14 protein-coding genes and 1 pseudogene are annotated in these 18,093 nt (G+C 72.2%); 5 read left to right on the forward strand and 10 right to left on the reverse strand.

Annotated features, from left to right (window positions below):
• Positions 1 to 166: 166 nt before the first annotated feature.
• From ACFV9W_RS24935 to ACFV9W_RS24950, 4 genes are all read right to left on the reverse strand, one after another.
• Positions 167 to 1,192 carry a hypothetical protein gene (locus ACFV9W_RS24935; protein ID WP_385764554.1) on the reverse strand — a complete coding sequence of 342 codons (1,026 nt, stop codon included), beginning with the start codon at positions 1,190 to 1,192 and terminating at the stop codon, positions 167 to 169.
• Positions 1,193 to 1,263: 71 nt separating this feature from the next.
• A complete protein-coding gene (locus tag ACFV9W_RS24940; protein WP_385764556.1) occupies positions 1,264 to 2,208 on the reverse strand; it encodes an N-acetylneuraminate synthase family protein in 945 nt (314 codons plus the stop codon).
• A gap of 14 nt (positions 2,209 to 2,222) precedes the next feature.
• Positions 2,223 to 3,542 carry a cytidylyltransferase domain-containing protein gene (locus ACFV9W_RS24945; protein WP_385764559.1) on the reverse strand — a complete coding sequence of 440 codons (1,320 nt, stop codon included), beginning with the start codon at positions 3,540 to 3,542 and terminating at the stop codon, positions 2,223 to 2,225.
• A 44-nt stretch (positions 3,543 to 3,586) separates the two neighbouring features.
• Entirely contained in the window at positions 3,587 to 4,888 is a 1,302-nt protein-coding gene (locus ACFV9W_RS24950) for a DUF6716 putative glycosyltransferase (protein ID WP_385764561.1), read from the reverse strand.
• 198 nt (positions 4,889 to 5,086) lie between these two features.
• Between ACFV9W_RS24950 and ACFV9W_RS24955 the strand changes: the two genes are divergently transcribed.
• Genes ACFV9W_RS24955 through ACFV9W_RS24965 form a run of 3 tightly spaced genes read left to right on the forward strand, consistent with a single transcriptional unit; the run spans position 5,087 to position 8,534 of the window.
• Entirely contained in the window at positions 5,087 to 6,064 is a 978-nt protein-coding gene (locus ACFV9W_RS24955) for a glycosyltransferase family 2 protein (RefSeq protein ID WP_385764563.1), read from the forward strand.
• Positions 6,061 to 7,395, forward strand: a complete 1,335-nt coding sequence (locus tag ACFV9W_RS24960) for a polysialyltransferase family glycosyltransferase (protein WP_385764565.1) — start codon at positions 6,061 to 6,063, stop codon at positions 7,393 to 7,395. Before ACFV9W_RS24955 ends, ACFV9W_RS24960 begins: the two co-directional genes overlap by 4 nt.
• On the forward strand, positions 7,392 to 8,534 hold the full coding sequence (locus tag ACFV9W_RS24965) for an acyltransferase family protein (protein ID WP_385764567.1): 1,143 nt from the start codon (positions 7,392 to 7,394) through the stop codon (positions 8,532 to 8,534). Before ACFV9W_RS24960 ends, ACFV9W_RS24965 begins: the two co-directional genes overlap by 4 nt.
• Positions 8,535 to 8,553: 19 nt before the next feature.
• Here the strand turns inward: ACFV9W_RS24965 and leuE are convergent, their stop codons facing one another.
• Positions 8,554 to 9,210, reverse strand: a complete 657-nt coding sequence (gene leuE, locus ACFV9W_RS24970; RefSeq protein WP_385764569.1) for a leucine efflux protein LeuE — start codon at positions 9,208 to 9,210, stop codon at positions 8,554 to 8,556.
• A gap of 237 nt (positions 9,211 to 9,447) precedes the next feature.
• Positions 9,448 to 11,028: a methylmalonyl-CoA mutase gene (locus ACFV9W_RS24975; RefSeq protein WP_385764571.1), complete on the reverse strand. Its 1,581-nt coding sequence runs from the start codon at positions 11,026 to 11,028 to the stop codon at positions 9,448 to 9,450.
• 254 nt (positions 11,029 to 11,282) lie between these two features.
• On the opposite strand from ACFV9W_RS24975, the gene ACFV9W_RS24980 reads away from it, so the two are divergent.
• Positions 11,283 to 12,110 carry a L,D-transpeptidase family protein gene (locus ACFV9W_RS24980; protein WP_385764573.1) on the forward strand — a complete coding sequence of 276 codons (828 nt, stop codon included), beginning with the start codon at positions 11,283 to 11,285 and terminating at the stop codon, positions 12,108 to 12,110.
• Positions 12,111 to 12,313: 203 nt separating this feature from the next.
• Here the strand turns inward: ACFV9W_RS24980 and ACFV9W_RS24985 are convergent, their stop codons facing one another.
• The 4 genes and pseudogenes from ACFV9W_RS24985 to ACFV9W_RS25000 all read right to left on the reverse strand — a co-directional run bounded on the left by ACFV9W_RS24985 (position 12,314) and on the right by ACFV9W_RS25000 (position 15,287).
• On the reverse strand, positions 12,314 to 13,411 hold the full coding sequence (locus ACFV9W_RS24985) for a hypothetical protein (RefSeq protein ID WP_385764575.1): 1,098 nt from the start codon (positions 13,409 to 13,411) through the stop codon (positions 12,314 to 12,316).
• Positions 13,411 to 14,088 carry an RNA polymerase sigma factor gene (locus ACFV9W_RS24990; RefSeq protein WP_385764577.1) on the reverse strand — a complete coding sequence of 226 codons (678 nt, stop codon included), beginning with the start codon at positions 14,086 to 14,088 and terminating at the stop codon, positions 13,411 to 13,413. Before ACFV9W_RS24990 ends, ACFV9W_RS24985 begins: the two co-directional genes overlap by 1 nt.
• A 271-nt stretch (positions 14,089 to 14,359) precedes the next feature.
• Positions 14,360 to 14,656 carry a hypothetical protein gene (locus ACFV9W_RS24995; RefSeq protein WP_385764579.1) on the reverse strand — a complete coding sequence of 99 codons (297 nt, stop codon included), beginning with the start codon at positions 14,654 to 14,656 and terminating at the stop codon, positions 14,360 to 14,362.
• Positions 14,653 to 15,287, reverse strand: a pseudogene (locus ACFV9W_RS25000) (RNA polymerase sigma factor). Before ACFV9W_RS25000 ends, ACFV9W_RS24995 begins: the two are co-directional and overlap by 4 nt.
• A 270-nt stretch (positions 15,288 to 15,557) precedes the next feature.
• On the opposite strand from ACFV9W_RS25000, the gene ACFV9W_RS25005 reads away from it, so the two are divergent.
• The gene (locus ACFV9W_RS25005; protein WP_385764581.1) at positions 15,558 to 18,035 is read left to right on the forward strand and encodes an N-acetylmuramoyl-L-alanine amidase; all 2,478 of its coding nucleotides are present in this window, start codon (positions 15,558 to 15,560) and stop codon (positions 18,033 to 18,035) included.
• Positions 18,036 to 18,093: the final 58 nt, after the last annotated feature.

Below are 18,093 nucleotides of genomic sequence, written 5' to 3' on the forward strand. Positions count from 1 at the left end.
GCGGCGGCGGAGGCCTGGTCCGGGAAGGGACGGGCCTCAGCGGGGCGCGGAAGAAGGCCACCGGACGGCTGCCGGTGGCCGGAGTCTGTCGGACTCGGGGCTGGTCACGGGGTGAGCGTAGGGCCTTCGGGGCCGGGGCGGCCAGCGGGTTTCGCGCGGCCCGGACCTACACCGCCCGCACCGCGCCCCGCGCCGAGCCGGAGATCCCCGCGAGGAAGCCCTGCGCGTGGTCGGAGACGCCCTGCCGCAGCCACGTCGGGTCGATCTCGCACACGGCGACCTTCACGCCCGTGCCGGCGAGGGCGATGGGCAGGGTGTGCACGACGGTCGACGGGAAGCTGAGGATGGTCCGGCCTATCGGGCCGCGCCGGGCGATCAGTTCGAGGGGGAGGTCGGGGCGGACGATCTCCAGGCCGGTCCCGGCGGCGAGGCGGTGCAGCTTGTCGGCGCTCTCGCGGCGGTGCGCGAAGTAGCGGGTGGCGCCGTGCGCGCGGGCCAGTTCGCGGACCGCGGCGAGGTACTGCTCCAGGTCGACGACGCCCGTCTCGACGAGGGAGGTGCCGACCATGTCGGCGCCGCGCGTGATGCGGGGCGGGCCGAACCGGGCGCGGGTCCACGCGTAGTCGTTGGAGCTGACCGTGACGCCTTCGGGGACCTCGTCCACCGGCATCGACGTGAACACGGACACCGAGTCGCGGCGGGCGTGCGCGGTGAGCCTGCGGCGTGCGGCGGCGGCGACGGGGCCGAAGACGAGGTCGCGCGGGCCCGTCCGGCCGCCGCGCCGGTGCCAGCGCACGAGCCGTTCGCCGCGCACCAGTTGGGCGACGAACTCCATGGTGGCGGTGCCGTCGTCGACGACGACGAGCTCGCGGGCGCGGGTGATCGTGAGCAGCAGCTGTACGTAGCGGGAGAACGGGTCGCCGAGGACGATCCGGTCGGCCCTGCGCAGCGAGGTGGCGAGCCCGCCGATGGTCTGGAAGGGCGCGGCCGCGCCGCCGCGGGCCTCCTCCCAGCGCACCGTGTGGCCCTCGGTGCGGGCGAGTTCGGCCATGCGGCGCAGCTGGCCGCGGGTCATCGGGTCGGTGGGCGAGAGCACCACGACGGTCGCGAGGACCTCCTGGTGGTGTGCCCACTCCAGGACGTTGAGGAGCTGTACCGGGCTCTCGACGAAGCACAACGTACTGCCGGACATGCTGCCCTCCCGAGGGCGCCGAGAGCGGCCCGGCGCGCGGTCAACCGCGCCGGGCCGCTCAGGGGTTGAGGTCACACACCCACCGGCTCGCCGGCGGCGACGGCGATCTCCGACTCGGCGACGACACCGGGCACGCGGCGCAGCTTCTTCATCGGGCCGAGCTCGGACTCGTAGACCTTCTTGACGCCGTCACCGAGGGCGGTCTCGATGACGCGGATGTCGCGCACCAGGCGCTCCAGGCCCTGCGGCTCCACGGAGGCGGCCTGGTCGGAGCCCCACATGGTGCGGTCGAGGGTGATGTGGCGCTCGACGAAGGTGGCGCCGAGGGCGACGGCGGCGAGCGTGGTCTGGAGGCCGGGCTCGTGGCCGGAGTAGCCGATCGGGACGTTCGGGTACTCGTCCTGGAGCGTGTTGATGACGCGCAGGTTGAGCTCCTCGGCCTTGGCCGGGTACGTCGACGTGGCGTGGCACATCAGGATGTTGTCGGATCCGAGGACCTCGACCGCGTGGCGGATCTGCTTCGGCGTCGACATGCCGGTGGACAGGATGACCGTCTTGCCGGTGGCGCGCAGGGCGCGGAGCAGCTCGTCGTCGGTGAGGGACGCGGAGGCCACCTTGTGGGCGGGGACGTCGAACTTCTCCAGGAAGGCGACGGCCTCGGTGTCCCACGGGGAGGCGAACCAGTCGATGCCGCGCTTCTTGCAGTACTCGTCGATGGCCCGGTACTCGTCCTCGCCGAACTCGACGCGGTGCCGGTAGTCGATGTACGTCATGCGGCCCCAGGGGGTGTCCCGCTCGATGTCCCACTGGTCGCGCGGCGTGCAGATCTCCGGGGTGCGCTTCTGGAACTTGACGGCGTCGCAGCCGGCGTCGGCGGCGGCGTCGATCAGGCGGAACGCGTTCTCCAGGTCGCCGTTGTGGTTGATGCCGATCTCGCCGGTGACGTAGACGGGGCGGCCGGGGCCGGCCTCGCGCGAACCGAACTTGCGGATGCGGGAGTTGGAAGCGTTGGACATGGTGGGTACGTTCCTTACTTTTCGAGGGAGTCGAGAGAAGGGCCGAGGATCCAGCTGGCGATCTCTCGGATCGCGCCTTCGCCTCCGGGGACGGTGGTGACGGCGCGTGCGGCGCCGCGCACGACGTCATGGGCACTGGCGACCGCCACGGGCCAGCCCGCGAGGGCGAAGCACGGGAGGTCGTTGACGTCGTTGCCGACGTAGAGCACGCGCTCGGGCGCGATGCCCTGCTCCTCGCACCACTGCTTGAGTGCGAGGTCCTTGCGGTCGATGCCGTGCAGGACCGGGATCTTGAGCTTCCGGGCCCGGGCGGCGACGACCGGGTTCACCTCCGTGGACAGGATCAGCAGTTCGAGGCCGCTCCTGCGGAGGGCCGCGATGCCGAGTCCGTCACCGCGGTGCACGGTGACGGACTCCCGTCCGTCGGAGTCGATCAGCACCTTGTCGTCGGTCTGGGTGCCGTCGAAGTCGAGGACGACCGCGTCGACGTCCTCCCTGGACGGGAGGACGGACTGCTGGTCGAAGAGGGGGGCCAGCGCGCGGGCGCGGGCCAGGTCGTGCGGGTCGTCGATCTCCAGGACCCGCGCGGGGTCGGTGCGCACGAGTTCCGTGCGGCCGAAGAAGCGGTGCTCGTGGCGGCGGAACCCGCCGGTCTCCATGCCGTAGACGGCGCCGGTCTCCAGGAGGTCCTGGGGGCGGTCCTGGCGCATCTGGCGCTGCGACTTGTCGTGGTTGACGCCGTAGCCGCCGCCGGTCGTGGTCTGCCGGTCGGCGAGGACGGCGACGCCGCCCGCCTCGGCGGCCGCGGTGTGCACGGTGGCCGGGCGCGGCTCATCGTCCTCGTGGCGCCACACGAACCCGTGGAAGGGCGCCACCGTCAGCGCGCTGTCGGCCCCCTTGTCGAGGATCGCGCCGACCACCGCGTCGATGTCCTCCCGTACGAGGAAGGGGCTCGTGCACTGGACGAGCAGCACCACGTCGACGGCCGCGCCGTGCAGCGCCTCGTGCGCGTCCATGGCGTGCAGCACGGCGGCCTCGGAGCTGGACTTGTCGCCCGCGATGGCGACGGGCCGGGTCACGACCTCGGCGCCCGCGTCCCGCGCCGCGGCGGCGATGGCCGCGTCGTCGGTGGAGACCACGACGTCGGTGACCTGCCGGGTGGCGAGGCACTCGCGCACGGCGCGGGCCACCAGCGGCACGCCGCCGACCGGGGCCAGGTTCTTCGCCGGGACGCCCTTGGAGCCGCCGCGGGCGGGGATCACGGCGAGGACGCGTCGGACGGGGGCTGCGAGGCCCGCCTCCGGAGCGGCCGGGACCGTCTCGAGGTCGGTCATGTGCGCTTCTCCTTCAGGGAGTCGGTCATTCCTCAGAGGCGGGGTCACAGCTCCCCCATCCGCCGGATCACGGGGGCGACGCGCTGCACCCCGTGCCGGTAGGCGCCGCGGGCGGCCCGGCGCACGACCTGCCGCACCGGGCCCGGCTCCCGGTCGCCGGCGGGCGCGCCGGGCAGCGGGGAGCCGTCGGGCGCGAGGTGGTGGCGGGCGAGGATGCGCGGCAGGTAGCCGGGGGCGGTGGTGCGGTTGTAGTAGGGCGCCAGCGGGGCCCGGTCCTTGGCGAGCAGCTCGGCGACCCTGGCCCGCGCGCCGTCGAAGGCGCTCTCGTACGCCCCGTCCGCGGCGACGCCCTGGCGGGCCAGCCAGCCGGGTTCCGGTTCGGGCCGCAGTCCCGCGTCGAGCTGGTCCCAGGAGGCGAGGCAGCCGGAGCCGGTGAAGTGGTGGTTGCCGAGTGCCTCGCGCACGCCCAGGTCGGTGAGGAGCGCGGTCGGGATGCGCCGGTGCAGGGACTCGAGGGCGGCGGTGGAGCTGACCGTGACGAGCAGGTCGGTGCGGTCGAGGACCTCGCCCATGTTCCCGTACACGAGCCGGAAGTTGGCCGGCAGCTCGCGGCGCTGCGCGAGCTTCTGGTACGGGATCTCCTCGATGTGCGTGGTGTGCTCGCCGGGCTTGCTGCGCAGCTTGAGCAGCACCTCGCGCTCGGGGTGCGACGCGGCGTGCCGGACGAGGCGGTCGAGCAGGTAGCCGCGGTCGGCCGCCGTGTCCGGCACGGAGGGCTGCGCCGCGAAGGTCACCGTGTACGGCTCGCGTTCACCGGCGTAGGGCTCGCCGCCGAGGAACGGCAGCGCGCACTCGGTGACCGCGGAGGCGTCCGCGCCCACCCCCTCGTACACGGCGCGGAAACGCTCCGCGTCGTAGCCGGAGTTGGCGAGCACCACGTCGGCGCCGTGCCGCAGCAGGAGGCCGTCGGCGAGCTTCTCGTAGACGACGCCGACGTAGCCGGTGACGACGACGGGGCGGCGCTCCGCGTCCCGCCAGGCGTGGGCGAGGCCGTGCAGGACGGCCTGGACGCCCCCGCCGACGAGGGCGAGCAGCACCACGTCGTAGGCTGCGGACTTCATCTCCCGCAGGAACTCGACGGCCGTGACCTCGCGCAGGCTGTCGGCGCGGACGCCGATCTCGCGGAGCTGGCGCGGGGTCGGGGTGGCTCGGCCGCGCAGCAGATAACCGTCGAGGGCGACGCCTTCGGGGGCGATGCGGGAGGCGGTGAGCGACCCCCATTTCCACCGGGTGTCGGAGTCCGCGAGCACGGCGACCCTGAGCTGCTTTTCGTTCCTTACTGGCACGATGGAAAACTTAGGAAGCAATTCCGAGCCGCGGCCCAACCAGAATGCAACAAACGGTTAACAGCACACCGACGAATGGCGAATCGGCCCCGGAAAAAGCCTGCGCCAGGGCCGGTTCACGGTCCCGCCACGCTTCGTTCACCTGACATCAAGCCACCGGTCAAGACGAATGCCGGGCCGCGCCCTAACGTCACCGTCGTGGTCAAGCTCTCCGTCATCGTGCCGTTCTACAACGTGCAGCAATACGCGCCCGACACCCTCAGAAGTCTGCGAGCGAACGCACGCGACGACTTCGAATTCATTCTCGTCGACGACTGCTCCAAGGACGAGACACCGGACATTCTCGCGCGCGCCGAGCGCGAGCTGCCCGGCGCGGTCGTCGTGCGACACGAACGGAACGGAGGACTCGCGACCGCCCGCAACACCGGACTCGACAGGGCCCGCGGCGAATACCTCGCCTTCCTGGACGGCGACGACTGGCTCGCCCCGGGTTACTACAGCAAGCTGCTCGCCGCCATAGAGGGCCTGGGATGCGACTTCGTGCGCACGGACCACGTCCAGTGCACGGCGCGGGCCCGCTCGGTGCACCGTTTCCCGCACGGCCTGCGCGACGTCGTCATGGACCCGCGCGCGGCGATCCTGCCCGCCGACCGCTCGACCGCCGTCGACTACGCCTTCGCGTGGGCCGGCATGTACCACCGGCGGCTCGCCGACGAAGGCCTGCTGCACTTCACCGACGGCCTTCGCACGGCGGAGGACAGGCCGTGGGTCTGGCGGCTGCACCGCGAGGCGAAATCCTTTGCGGCGGTCAGCACCCTGGGCGTTTTCTATCGCCGCGGCGTCTCGTCCTCGCTCACCCAGATCGGCGACGTACGGCAGCTCGATTTCATCCGGGCTTTCGACCAGGTCGTCCGGGAAACGGCCCAGGACCGGGATGCGGAGCTGCTTCTCCCGAAGGCCGTGCGCACGTACTGCGCCATCATTTCCCACCACTTGGGATCCATCGAAAGGTTCGAACCACCCGTGGCCCGCACATTGAAGTCGCTCAGCGCGGCCGCGCTCAAGCGCATGCCGCAGGGCGTGCTCGACGACGCGCTCGACTCGATGGACACCCAGCGGGCGACGCGCCTGCGCCGGCTCCGCCGCCGCCCGGTCAGCGCGGAGGTCACGGCATGACGACCCGCATCCTGCTGGCCTCGACCCTGTACGGCGCCGCGACCCTCGCGGCGGCCCTCGACGCGGACCGGTTCGCCCCGGTGGACCGCACGCTGCTGCTGATCGCCAACAACGCGGCGACGCCCGAGACCACCCCCGCCGTCGACGAGATGCCCGGCTTCGAACAGCTGCGGGACCGCTTCGACGGCGTCCTGTCGTGGAACGAGGCGATCGCCCCCTTCCATCCCGGCAGCTGGTCGCCGCGCGCCGACGACATCCCGCTGTGGGAACGCTACTTGCGGCTCACGTGGGGCCTCGGCGACGACAACGTCGAGCTGGCCGTGGAGTCCATCCAGGTCAACCCGGCGATGGCCGTCGCGCAGATCTTCACGGGCGCCCCGGTCGACGTGTACGCGGACGGCCTGATGAGCTACGGCCCGACCCGCAACAAGATCGACCCGCTGATCGGCACCCGGGTGCGCCGGCTGCTCCACCTCGACCTGGTGCCGGGCCTGAAGCCGCTGCTGCTCACGGAGTTCGGCGTCGAGCCCGAGGTCGTCCCCACCGAGGTCTTCCTCAAGGTGCTCGCCGACCTGTGCGACGCGGCGGGCGAACTGCCGCGCCTGCCCGGCGAACCGGCGCTCCTCCTCGGCCAGTACCTCTCCGCCCTCAACATCCTCAGCGCCGAGGAGGAGGAGGACCTGCACGTCCGGATGATGCGCGGCGCCGCCCAACTCGGCCACAAGCACGTGGTGTTCAAGCCGCACCCCACCGCCCCGGCCCGCTGGTCGCGCGTCCTGGAGAAGGAGGCGGAACGCCTCGGCGTCGAGCTGACCGTCCTGGAGACGCCCGTCCTCGCCGAGGTCCTCTACCAGCGGATGCGCCCGGTCCTCGTCGTCGGCTGCTTCTCCACGGCGCTGCTCACCGCGAGCGCCCTGTACGGCATCCCGGTGGCCCGCATCGGCACGGCGACGCTCCTGGACCGCCTCACGCCGTACCAGAACAGCAACCGGGTGCCGGTCACCATCGTCGACGCGCTGCTGCCCGACCTGACCGACCGCACGGCCGTCGAGGCGCAGGAACAGCCGCTGCCCGTCGGCGAGCTGGACGAGCTGCTGCGCGCGGTCGGCTACGCCATGCAGGCCAAGATCTACCCGGAGCTCCGTCGCCCCGCCGAGCGCTATCTCGCGACGCGCCTCGACGACCGCACCTGGCGCTACTTCAAGCGGCGCCGGCTGACCTCCCTCGCCCTGCCCGGCGCGCTCCCCGCCCAGTTCGCCTTCATCCCGCGCAACGCGACGGTGCGCAGGGTCGCCAAGCGCGCCCGCTCCCTGAAGCGGGCCCTCGGATGACGGCTCCCGGCACGACGCTGCCCCCGCTCCCCGCGCCACAGACCGGACAGCAGCCGAAGGCGGCGCCCACGCGCCACCCGGCCCGCCTGTACGCCCTGGACGGGCTGCGGCTGGTCGCCGCGCTGATGGTCGCGGCGTACCACTACGGAGGCCGGGACGGCGAGATCTCGCAGGCCTGGGGGTCGTCGCCGCAGGACCAGTTCCCCACGCTGCACGGCTGGTTCGCGTACGGCTGTCTCGGCGTGCAGATCTTCTTCGTGATCAGCGGCTTCGTGATCTGCATGAGCGGCTGGGGCAGACCCCTGCGCTCGTTCTTCGCCTCGCGCGCCGCACGTCTCCTCCCCTCGTACTGGGTGGCGATCGTCCTGGTGACGGCCGTCTTCGCGCTGCCGGTCGTGGCGTACAAGGCGGTGTCGCCGAGCGACGCGCTCGTGAACCTGACCATGCTGCAGCAGCCGCTCGGCGTCGACCGGGTCCTCGGCGTGTGCTGGACGCTCTGGGCGGAGCTGCGCTTCTACGCTCTGTTCGCGCTCTGCGTCGTGCTGCCGGGCGCGACGCGGCACCGGGTGGTGCTGTTCTGCGCGGTGTGGACGCTGGCGGCGGTCCTCGCGGAGGGCTCCGGAGAGCCGCTCGCGACGCTCGTCCTGATGCCGGAGTACGCGCCGTTCTTCATCGGCGGCATCGGCCTGTACCTGGTGCACCGCAACCGCCACGACGTCACGGCGTGGGGCATCGTCGCGGTGAGCTGGCTGATCGGGCAGCACTTCGCGGTCGACCGGACGTGGCACGCGCCGAACCCGGACTTCTTCTCCTACCGCTCGTCGTTCGGGATCGTCGTGGTGATCACGCTCGGCTTCGCGGCGGTGGCGGCGATCGCGCTCGGCTGGACGAGCTGGGCGAAGTGGCGCTGGCTGACGGTCGCCGGCGCCCTCACCTACCCGTTCTACCTGGTCCACGAGCACCTGGGCTGGGTGGCCGTCGCGGCCCTGCACCGTCGCGTGGGCCTGCCGTCGTGGGCCACCTTCGGGACGACGATCGCCCTGATGCTGGTGCTCGCCTGGCTGCTGAACCGTTACGTCGAGAAGTGGGCGACGCCGCTGCTGCGCAGGTCTCTGAACCAGCGCCCGCACGCGACGTAGGGCGCCGCCCGCCGGGGTGCTACACGCTGGACAGCGAGAGCTTCACCGCGAAGCCGAGGAACAGCACCCCGGCCGCCGAGGTCGCACCCGCGGACAGGCGCCTGCGGCGGCGGAAGGCGGCGGACAGCTTCATGCCGCTGAAGATCAGCGCGGAGAGGTAGAGCACGCTGGCCGCCTGCGCGAAGGCGCCGAGCACCACGAAGGACAGGGCGGGGTACGCGTAGGTCGGGTCGACGAACTGCACGAAGAAGGCGATGAAGAACAGGATCGCCTTCGGGTTGAGCAGGCTGATCACGAAGGCGCGGCGGAACGGCCGCTCCTGCGCGGGCTCCTCCTCCGCGGCGCCGCTCTCCGCCGCGAGCCGCTCCTTGCGGGTGCGCCACATGCTCCACGCGGCGCGCATCATGCCGATGGCGAGCCAGGTCAGATAGCCGGCGCCCGCGTACTTCACGATCCCGAAGATCAGCGCGTTGGCCTGGAGCAGGGAGGCGACCCCGGCGGCCGAGAGGGTCATCAGGACGGTGTCGCCGCACCACACGCCCGCGGCCGCCTTGTAGCCGGTGCGTATGCCGCGGCGGGCGCCGACGGAGAGCACGTACAGCGAGTTCGGCCCCGGCAGGAGGATGATGAGGGCGAGGCCCGCGAGATAGGTCGGAAGATCGATGACACCCAGCATGTCGGGAGTGTCGCACGGCCCTCCGGCGGGCCGTGCGTGGGTCCCGGATACCGGACACTCAGCGTCGGACGATCCCCCGCCACGGGGCTCTGCCCCGGACCCCGCGCCTCAATCGCCGGCGGGGCTTGATTTGTCGAGACTTCGGCGGCGGGCGCCGGTAATTCAAGCCCCTGCGGCGATTGAGCAGCGGGGTCCGGGGCGGAGCCCCGAGAGCTCAGCCCCGTCGCAGCGAAACCGTCAGAACGTCTCCGACGGAACGTACGCCCCCCACACCCCGCGGAGCGCGTCGCACACCTCGCCCACCGTCGCCCGCGCCCGCAGCGCGTCCTTCATCGGGTAGAGGACGTTGTCCTCGCCCTCCGCCGCCTTCTTCAGCTCGGCGAGCGCCGCGTCCACCGCCGCCTGGTCCCGCCCGGCCCGCAGCTTCGCGAGCCGCTCGGCCTGCTGGGCCTCGATGGCCGGGTCGACGCGGTGCGGCTCGTAGGGCTCCTCGCCGTCGAGCTGGTAGCGGTTGACGCCGACCACGACGCGCTCACCGGAGTCGGTCTCCTGCGCGATGCTGTAGGCGGAGCGCTCGATCTCGCTCTTCTGGAAGCCGTGCTCGATCGCGTTGACCGCGCCGCCCAACTCCTCGACCTTGTCCATGAGTTCGAGGGCCGCGGCCTCCACGTCGTCCGTCATGCTCTCGACGACGTACGACCCGGCGAACGGGTCGACGGTGGCCGTCACATCCGTCTCGTACGCGAGGACCTGCTGCGTACGCAGGGCGAGCCGCGCCGACTTGTCGGTCGGGAGCGCGATGGCCTCGTCGAAGGAGTTCGTGTGCAGCGACTGCGTGCCGCCGAGGACCGCGCCGAGGCCCTGGACCGCGACGCGCACCAGGTTCACCTCGGGCTGCTGGGCCGTGAGCTGCACACCCGCCGTCTGCGTGTGGAAGCGGAGCATCAGCGACTTGGGGTTCTTGGCGCCGAACTCCTCCTTCATCACCTTCGCCCAGATCCTGCGCGCCGCACGGAACTTGGCGACCTCCTCCAGGATCGTCGTACGGGCGACGAAGAAGAACGACAGGCGCGGCGCGAAGTCGTCGACGTCCATGCCGGCCGCGACGGCCGTGCGGACGTACTCGATGCCGTCGGCGAGCGTGAACGCGATCTCCTGCGCGGGCGAGGCCCCGGCCTCGGCCATGTGGTAGCCGGAGATCGAGATGGTGTTCCACTTCGGGATCTCGGCCTTGCAGTACTTGAAGATGTCCGCGATCAGACGCAGCGAGGGCTTGGGCGGGAAGATGTACGTGCCACGGGCGATGTACTCCTTGAGCACGTCGTTCTGGATGGTGCCGGTGAGCTTGTCCGCCGGCACCCCCTGCTCCTCGCCCACGAGTTGGTACATGAGGAGCAGCAGCGCGGCCGGGGCGTTGATCGTCATCGACGTGGAGACCTTCTCCAGCGGGATGCCGTCGAACAGGACGCGCATGTCGTCGATGGAGTCGATCGCGACGCCGACCTTGCCGACCTCGCCGGAGGCGATCGGGGCGTCGGAGTCGTGGCCCATCTGGGTCGGCAGGTCGAAGGCGACGGACAGGCCCATCGTGCCGTTCTCGATGAGCTGCTTGTAGCGGGCGTTCGACTCGGTGGCCGTGCCGAACCCGGCGTACTGCCGCATCGTCCACGGGCGGCCCGTGTACATCGTCGGGTAGACACCGCGCGTGAAGGGGTATGCGCCCGGTTCGCCCAGCTTCTGATCCGGGTCCCAGCCCTCCAGAGCCGCCGGGCCGTAGACCGGCTCGATGGGCAGTCCGGACTCGGATTCGCGCGCCATGGTTGTGCCTCCAGCGATGACTTGCCGATGCTTGCCGTGAATTGCTGTTACTTGCCAGTAGTGAACGACCCTCGCGACGGACTGTAGCGGCGGGCGTGCGGCCAGTGGAGAGCCCCGCGCTGGGACCTTGCTCACAGACTTTCCCGCGTTTGCCCCTCGTCATCACGTTGGGGGCACACCGAGTTCGAGCCCGTCGGGACGCGGGCAGCATCTGTCGTGACACGAGAGAGCGGCGCGGCAGGCGGGGGGACGTCATGCGGACAGCTGTCCTACGTTCATCGATCGCGGTCACCGGGGTGCTGGCCCTGGTCGGCGGGTGCACGGCCCAGGCGGTGGAGCACGGCACCTCCGCGCGGTCCTCGCCGTCGTCGACCGCGCCGACGCCTTCCGGGGACGACAAGCCGGCCGGGGGCGACAAGCCCGCCGCCTCCGCCTCCCCGAGCCCCTCCCCCAAGGTCCTCCTCGCCCCCGGCGACAGCTCCAAGGACGTGCGGGAGCTCCAGGCCCGGCTGCGCCAGGTGGCGTGGCTCTACAACGGGCCCACGGGCACTTACGACGACCTGACCGCCGACGCGGTCAAGGGGTTCCAGGGCAAGCGCGGCCTTCCGCGCACGGGTGAGACGGACACCGTGACGTGGCGGCGCCTGCTGAACATGACGCACGAGCCGGGCAAGTGGGAGCTGTACCAGTTCGGCGGGCAGACCCCGGCGGAGCCGGATCCGCGCTGCATGAAGGGGCGGGTGCTGTGCATCAGCAAGACCAGCCGCACGCTGTCGTGGATGGTGGACGGCAGGCGCGTCCTGACGACGGAGGTGCGGTTCGGCTCCCAGTACACGCCGACCCGCGAGGGCGTCTTCCACGTCGACTTCAAGTCCCGGCACCACGTCTCGACGCTCTACGACACCCCGATGCCGTACGCGATGTTCTTCAGCGGCGGCCAGGCGGTGCACTACTCGACGGACTTCGCGGCGCGCGGCTATGCCGGGGCCTCGCACGGCTGTGTGAACGTCAAGGACGAGCGGACGATCGCGCGGCTGTTCGCGCAGGTGCGCAACGGCGACAAGGTCGTCGTCCACTGGTGAGGGCGCGCGGGTGAGGTGTGAAGGGCGCGGGTGGGACCGGGGGAACGTGTCCCACCCGCGCCGGTGGCACTGAGCACCAGGTACGGGGGGAACCCGGGCTCGTGCACGGCCGATGACCAGTCGGCTCACTCATTACTGCGCCGCGGTGTCCAGAAACGTCACACCTGGAGAGCAACCTTTTTGACCCGTTACGTTTCCGCAGGTCACGGCGTCGGAGTCGCGGTCACGCCGTTGTCGAGGGTCGCGCTCGGGGCGGCGTCGGGGCTGAGACTCGCACTGGGGCTCACGCTGGGACTCGCACTGGGGCTCGCACCGGCGGCCCGGTCCCCGTCCTCGTCGTCGTTCTCGGCGTCGCCCTTGCCGTCGCCCTTGCCGCCCGAGCCGCCGCCGTCGTCCGACGACGCGGTCTTGCTTCCCGAACCGCTCTTGTCGCCCGTGTCGTGCGAGGCGGTCCTGTCGGCCGACGAGGTGGGTGCGCCGGACCGGGCGAGGACGCGGTCGCAGAAGCGGCCGAGGCTCCGCGTGTCCTGCCCGAGGGCCTTCGCGGACGCCTCCAGGCGCTGTACGTCCGCGGCGCCGGACTCCCCGCCCCGGTACTTGCGGCAGGTCTCGACGAGCTTGCGGGCCTGCGCCTTCGCGCCTTCGGCCGCGCTCGCGTCCGGCCTGGGGTGCTGGGAGGTGCGGCCGTCGGGCGGTTCGCCCGCGCTGCGGTCGCGGGGCGGGGGGCCCGAGGCGGAGCCGCCGCCGGGCGGGCCGGACGACTCCGTCGGCTTCGGCACGGCGTGGCCGTCCTCAGTGACCCCCGCGGAGGCAGAGGCCAGCGGCCTGTCGGGGCTCGCGGCGGCGGACACGGACGCGGCGGGCGCCGGATCGTCGGACCCGCGGAACGGCGAGGGCAGCACCCCGGTCCCCGCGGCGACCGCGACCCCGCCGACCATGCAGGCGGCGAACGCGGCGACCGCTCCCAGCCGCGCGGGACGCCCCCAGCGCGGCCGCCGTGCGGCCTTCGGGGCGGGCCGGGCGGCACGCCGGGCGCGGCCGGGGCGCACCGGGCCGCTCGCGGCCTCGTTCACAGCGCCGTTCACAGCTGTGACGGCGCGCGTCTCGCGGAACGCCTTCAACGCGGCGTCCTCGCCCGGAAGTTCACCTTCGGGACCGGCCGGCACCTCGGCCAGCGCGTACAGCGCGGAGGACAGCCGATCGGCCCGCCGGGCGTCGTCTCCGGAGACGGCCGGGGCCTCTCCGCGCAGCAGGCGGTCCGCCGCGTCGCGGTTAAGCCACTTGTCGTGCTCGTCGGCCATCACATGTCCTTCTGCGTCCGCGAACGCGAATGCGTCACACCTGCGGACGTCGCCGTGCGGGTGCGGTCACGCCGTGGAGTCGGTACCGCTTCGAGGGAGTCGGCGGAGCTCCCGGCCGCCTGAGAATCGGCGGCGCCGAGCAGTTCGGCCAGCCGCTTCAGGCCGCGGTGCGCGGCGGTGCGGACCGCGCCGGGCCGTTTGCCGAGGGTCTGCGCGGCACTCTTCGCGTCGAGCCCGACGACGACGCGCAGCACGACGGCCTCGGCCTGGTCCTGCGGGAGCTTGGAGATGAGCGCCATGGCGCTGCCGGTGGCCAGGGACTCCATGGCCTCGTCGGCGGTGTCGGAGAGGGCGGGCCTGCCGGTGAGCTCGGTCTCGTCGCCGCCGACGGCCGGCCGGCGTCCCCGCATGCGTATGTGGTCGAGCGCGCGGTTGCGGGCGATCCGGGCGGCCCAGCCGCGGAACCGGTCGGCATCGCCCTCGAAGCGCTCGAGGTCGCGGGCTATCTGCAGCCAGGCCTCCGACGCGACGTCCTCCGCGTCCGGGTCGCCGACCAGCGTGCGCACGTATCCGAGCAGCCGGGGGTGCACGGCGCGGTACACGGTCCGGAAAGCGGCCTCGCTCCCGTCCCGCGCCGCAAGCACCGCGGCGGTCAGCTCCGCGTCGTCCCCCAGCACTCCCTGCCCCTGCCCTGCCCTGGCCGTGAAGCCGTGTGCGCCGTCGATACGGGTGCGCGCTCGGCGCGAATCCGAACGCTACGGCCTGAAACGTCCTCGCGTCCATGTTCGTACAACCGGCAACCAACGGTGCCACAGGGCGGTGTGACAGAAAACGCACCGGCGGCGCTGAGATAAATACGGGCCGCTCGCGACCCGTGACGCGCGGCGGCCGGGGTCTCTCCTGTGGGGGGTGGCGACCTCGGCCGTCCCGCTTTTCCGGACCGGTTCGCTAGGGCCTGTCGCCCTGCTCCCGCGTGGTGTGGGCCGCCGCCCGCACCGGCCACCCCGTCCACCGCCTGCCCGGGCGCCAGTCGTCGCGGCGGCGGGGCGCCGCGGTGAGCGCCCCCGCGTCGCGGGCCTCCCGGTACGCGGCGAGCGCCCGCCGCTCGTCCTCGGCCCCCGGGGGCCGCCCGCCACCGCGCACGGCGTCGGCGAGCAGCGCGCCGGCCGAGGGCCGGCCGGCGGCGCGGCCCGCTCCGTCGGCTTCGTCGCCGGGTTCGACCGGCGGCGAGGAATTCGCAGTCATCTCGCCTCCCCCAGCGTGCGCGCCCGCCGATCCGTCACACCGGACGCCCGCCCGCTTCACCGCCCCCGAGCCGCCGGGCGAGCCGCCTCAGGCCCCGGTACGCGGCCGTGCGCACGGCTCCCGGCCGCTTACCGAGGACCCGCGCGGCGGCGGGCGCGTCGAGCCCCACGACGACCCGCAACAGCACGGCCTCCCGCTGGTCGGGCGGCAGCTGGTCGAGCAGCGCCAGCGCCCGCTCGGTGGAGAGCGCCTCCAGGGCCTGCTCCTCGGTGTCCTGCCGGCCGGGCAGTTCCAGCACGTCCTGCTCCAGGGCGGACTGCCTCGGCCGCACCTTCTGACGGCGCAGCAGATCCAGCGCGCGGTGCCGGGCGATGGTCGCGGTCCAGCCGCGGAACCCGGCCCCGTCGCCCCGGAACCTGCCGAGGTCCCTGGCGATCTCCAGCCACGCGTCGGAGGCGACGTCCTCCGCCTCGTCGCCCACGAGCCCGCGCAGATAGCCGAGCAGCCCCGGCTGTACGAGCCGGTAGGCGACGGCGAAGGCGGCCTCGTCGCCCTCCTGGGCCCGCGCGACGGCCGCGCCCAGCTCCCCGTCGTGCGCCTGCGCACGCCGGGACTCCCCTCCCTGGCCCAACCGGTCACCCCCTGACCGGATCAGCGCCGCCCTCCACGAAAACGTCACAGGAGCCGACTCGGTGACGTACGACACACCTGTGCAACCCGTGACGCTTTTCGACAGTCGTTCGCTGGATAGAGCATCTACCCGCGTGTCACGCGGGGTCCATGTGAACTTCATCAAGGGGTGGGGCAATTGAGCCCGCGACATTCGCGAGAACAAGCGGCGGACGCGCGCAGATCGCACGCGTACAAGCCGCTGAGTCTCAAGCGGAGAGCGTGGATCACGATGGGGGCGGTCGTGGTCGGCGGCGCCGGAGTCGTGTCGTACGCGATGGCCGATCCCGGCACCGACGCGGCCCCGGCCGCCGCGTACCGGGCGGCTGCCGTGCACACGTTGGCTCTGGAGACGAAGGCGGACCGCAAGGTCGTTCCGCAGAAGTCGACGAAGCCGTTCAGCGCCGTGTCCGTGACGTGGCAGAACCCGAAGGACGGGATCGACGGCACCGCCCAGTTCCGGGCGCGGGACGCGGCGTCCGGCGCCTGGGGCTCCTGGACCACCCTGCCGAAGGAGACCAACGACGCGGACGGCGCCGAGCGCGAGGGCACCGACATCCGCGGCGGCACCGCGTCCGTGTCGACCCAGAACGCCTCGAACGGCGTCGAGGTACGGGTCGTCGACGCCGACGGCAAGGCCGCCGACCTGCCGTCCGGGATGGACGTCAAGCTGATCGACCCGGGCACCGGCACCCGCGAGGGCGCCACCGAGCCCGCCGCGTTCACCTCCGACGAGACGCCGCCCGAGGCCCGCCCCTCCACGGTCGTGAAGCCGTCGATCATCCCGCAGTCGGTGTGGGGCCCCGGCCTCCCGCACGACGGAACTCCCGTGTACGACACGGACATCAAGGCCGCCGTCGTGCACCACACCGGCGTCGACTCGGACAACCAGGTGCCCTGCGCGCAGAGCGCCCAGCGGCTCCGCGAGATCCAGCAGGACCACGTCGGCAAGGGCTACTACGACATCGGCTACAACTTCGTGGTCGACCGCTGCGGCCAGATATTCGAGGGCCGCACCGGTGGCATGGACCTGCCGGTGCACGGGGCCCACAACTACGGCTTCAACACGGACACCGTCGGCATCTCGTACATCGGCAACTTCGAGTCGGCGAAGCCCACGAAGGCCGCGCTCGACTCCATCTCCCGCGTCGTCGCCTGGAAGTTCGGCCAGTACGGCCTCACGGCGACCGACAAGGTGACGCTGACGTCCAACGGCGACCTCGGCACCGACGGCAACAAGGTCCCCAAGGACTCCGCCGTCACGCTCCCCCGCGTCTTCGGCCACAAGGACACCAACGCCACCGCGTGCCCCGGCGCGAACCTGTACCCGAAGCTGAGCCGCGTCGCGACGCAGGCCGCCGCGCCCGGCGTCTCGCACGCCCTGGCGTCCCAGAACGTGATCGGCGACGCCACCGACGACATCGTCGCGGGCCTGCCGAAGGGGTCGAGCGGCGGCCAGATCGCCCTCGTGCCCGGCAGCATCGACGGCCCCACGACCACCGGCAAGAAGCTGATCTCGCAGTCGACCGGTGACGTGCCCGGCGCGGCCGAGAGCGGCGACGAGTTCGGCGCCGCCACGGCCACCGGCGACATCAACGGCGACGGCCACACCGACATCGTCGTCGGCCAGCCCGGCGAGGACGACACGGCCGGCCACTCCAACCGGGGCGCGTACACGATCCTGAACGGCCCGGACTTCACCACCGGCACCGGCGTCAACATGGACGGCAGCTACGAGCTGACCAACGCCAAGTTCGGCTCGGCGGTGGCCGTCGGCGACTTCGACGCGGACGGCAAGGCCGACGTGTTCGCCGCCTCCACCGGCACCGGCGGCACCTGGAGCGCCCGCTACGGCGACGACTGGGACACCGACTCCGCGATCACCACCTCCGAGGACAACCTGTCCAACGCGGACGCCGCGTCCGGCGACTTCAACCGGGACGGCTACGCGGACGTCGCGCTCAACTACCGCGACGGCGCGGGCATCGGCAAGGTCGTCTGGTACAAGGGCGGCTCCGGCGGCCTGCGCAAGGCCGCGACGCTGTCCCTCAAGGGCGGCCGCTCCATCGGCGCGGGCGACATCAACGGCGACGGCATCGACGACATCGCCATCGGCCAGCCGTACACCGCCGAGTCCGGCGCGGCGGCGGGCGGCCAGGTCACCTTCGTCAAGGGCTCGCTGCCCACGTCCACGACCGCGGGCGGGCTGACCACCACGGGCGTCAAGACCGTCCACCAGAACACGTCGGGCGTCCCCGGCGCCGCCGAGTCCGGCGACGCGATGGGCGCCTCGGTCGCGGTCGGCGACTACAACCTCGACGGCTACGCGGACGTGCTCGCGGGCGCCCCGAACGAGGACATCACCCGCACCTCGAACCGCTCCAACGCGGGCAACTCGATCCTGCTGAAGGGGACTTCGACCGGGATCACCGGAACCGGCGCACTCTCCGTCACACAGGACACGGCCGGCGTCCCCGGCTCCACCGAGTCGAACGACAACCTGGGCTCGGCGGTCGCCCTGACCGACCTCTCCGGGTACGGGCGGGCCGACCTGGTGCTCGGCACGGCGGGCGAGAACGCGGGCGAGGGCAACCTGACGTACGTACCGAGCAACTCCAGCGGTCTGGGTCTGACCTCGACCAAGACCTTCACGAAGACCACGCTCGGCACCTCTGCGACCGCGCGCATCGGGACCAACCTGGCTCCGTAGGACGCCAGTTGTACCGGTGAGGGCCGTGGGGGCCGTTCAGTCCCCCACGGCCTTTTCC

Origin of the sequence: Streptomyces sp. NPDC059897, assembly GCF_042730865.1 — a bacterium.
Classification (GTDB): Bacteria; Actinomycetota; Actinomycetes; order Streptomycetales; family Streptomycetaceae; genus Streptomyces.

Bases quoted from the DNA above. Each gene is read 5' to 3' on its own strand.
- ACFV9W_RS25005 (WP_385764581.1), top strand. From the start codon at position 15,558: ATGGGGGCGGTCGTGGTCGGCGGCGCCGGAGTCGTGTCGTACGCGATG.
- ACFV9W_RS24980 (WP_385764573.1), top strand. From the start codon at position 11,283: ATGCGGACAGCTGTCCTACGTTCATCGATCGCGGTCACCGGGGTGCTG.
- ACFV9W_RS24995 (WP_385764579.1), bottom strand. From the start codon at position 14,656: ATGACTGCGAATTCCTCGCCGCCGGTCGAACCCGGCGACGAAGCCGAC.
- ACFV9W_RS24945 (WP_385764559.1), bottom strand. From the start codon at position 3,542: ATGACCGACCTCGAGACGGTCCCGGCCGCTCCGGAGGCGGGCCTCGCA.
- ACFV9W_RS24940 (WP_385764556.1), bottom strand. From the start codon at position 2,208: ATGTCCAACGCTTCCAACTCCCGCATCCGCAAGTTCGGTTCGCGCGAG.
- ACFV9W_RS24935 (WP_385764554.1), bottom strand. From the start codon at position 1,192: ATGTCCGGCAGTACGTTGTGCTTCGTCGAGAGCCCGGTACAGCTCCTC.
- ACFV9W_RS24985 (WP_385764575.1), bottom strand. From the start codon at position 13,411: ATGGCCGACGAGCACGACAAGTGGCTTAACCGCGACGCGGCGGACCGC.
- ACFV9W_RS24965 (WP_385764567.1), top strand. From the start codon at position 7,392: ATGACGGCTCCCGGCACGACGCTGCCCCCGCTCCCCGCGCCACAGACC.
- leuE (WP_385764569.1), bottom strand. From the start codon at position 9,210: ATGCTGGGTGTCATCGATCTTCCGACCTATCTCGCGGGCCTCGCCCTC.
- ACFV9W_RS24975 (WP_385764571.1), bottom strand. From the start codon at position 11,028: ATGGCGCGCGAATCCGAGTCCGGACTGCCCATCGAGCCGGTCTACGGC.
- ACFV9W_RS24960 (WP_385764565.1), top strand. From the start codon at position 6,061: ATGACGACCCGCATCCTGCTGGCCTCGACCCTGTACGGCGCCGCGACC.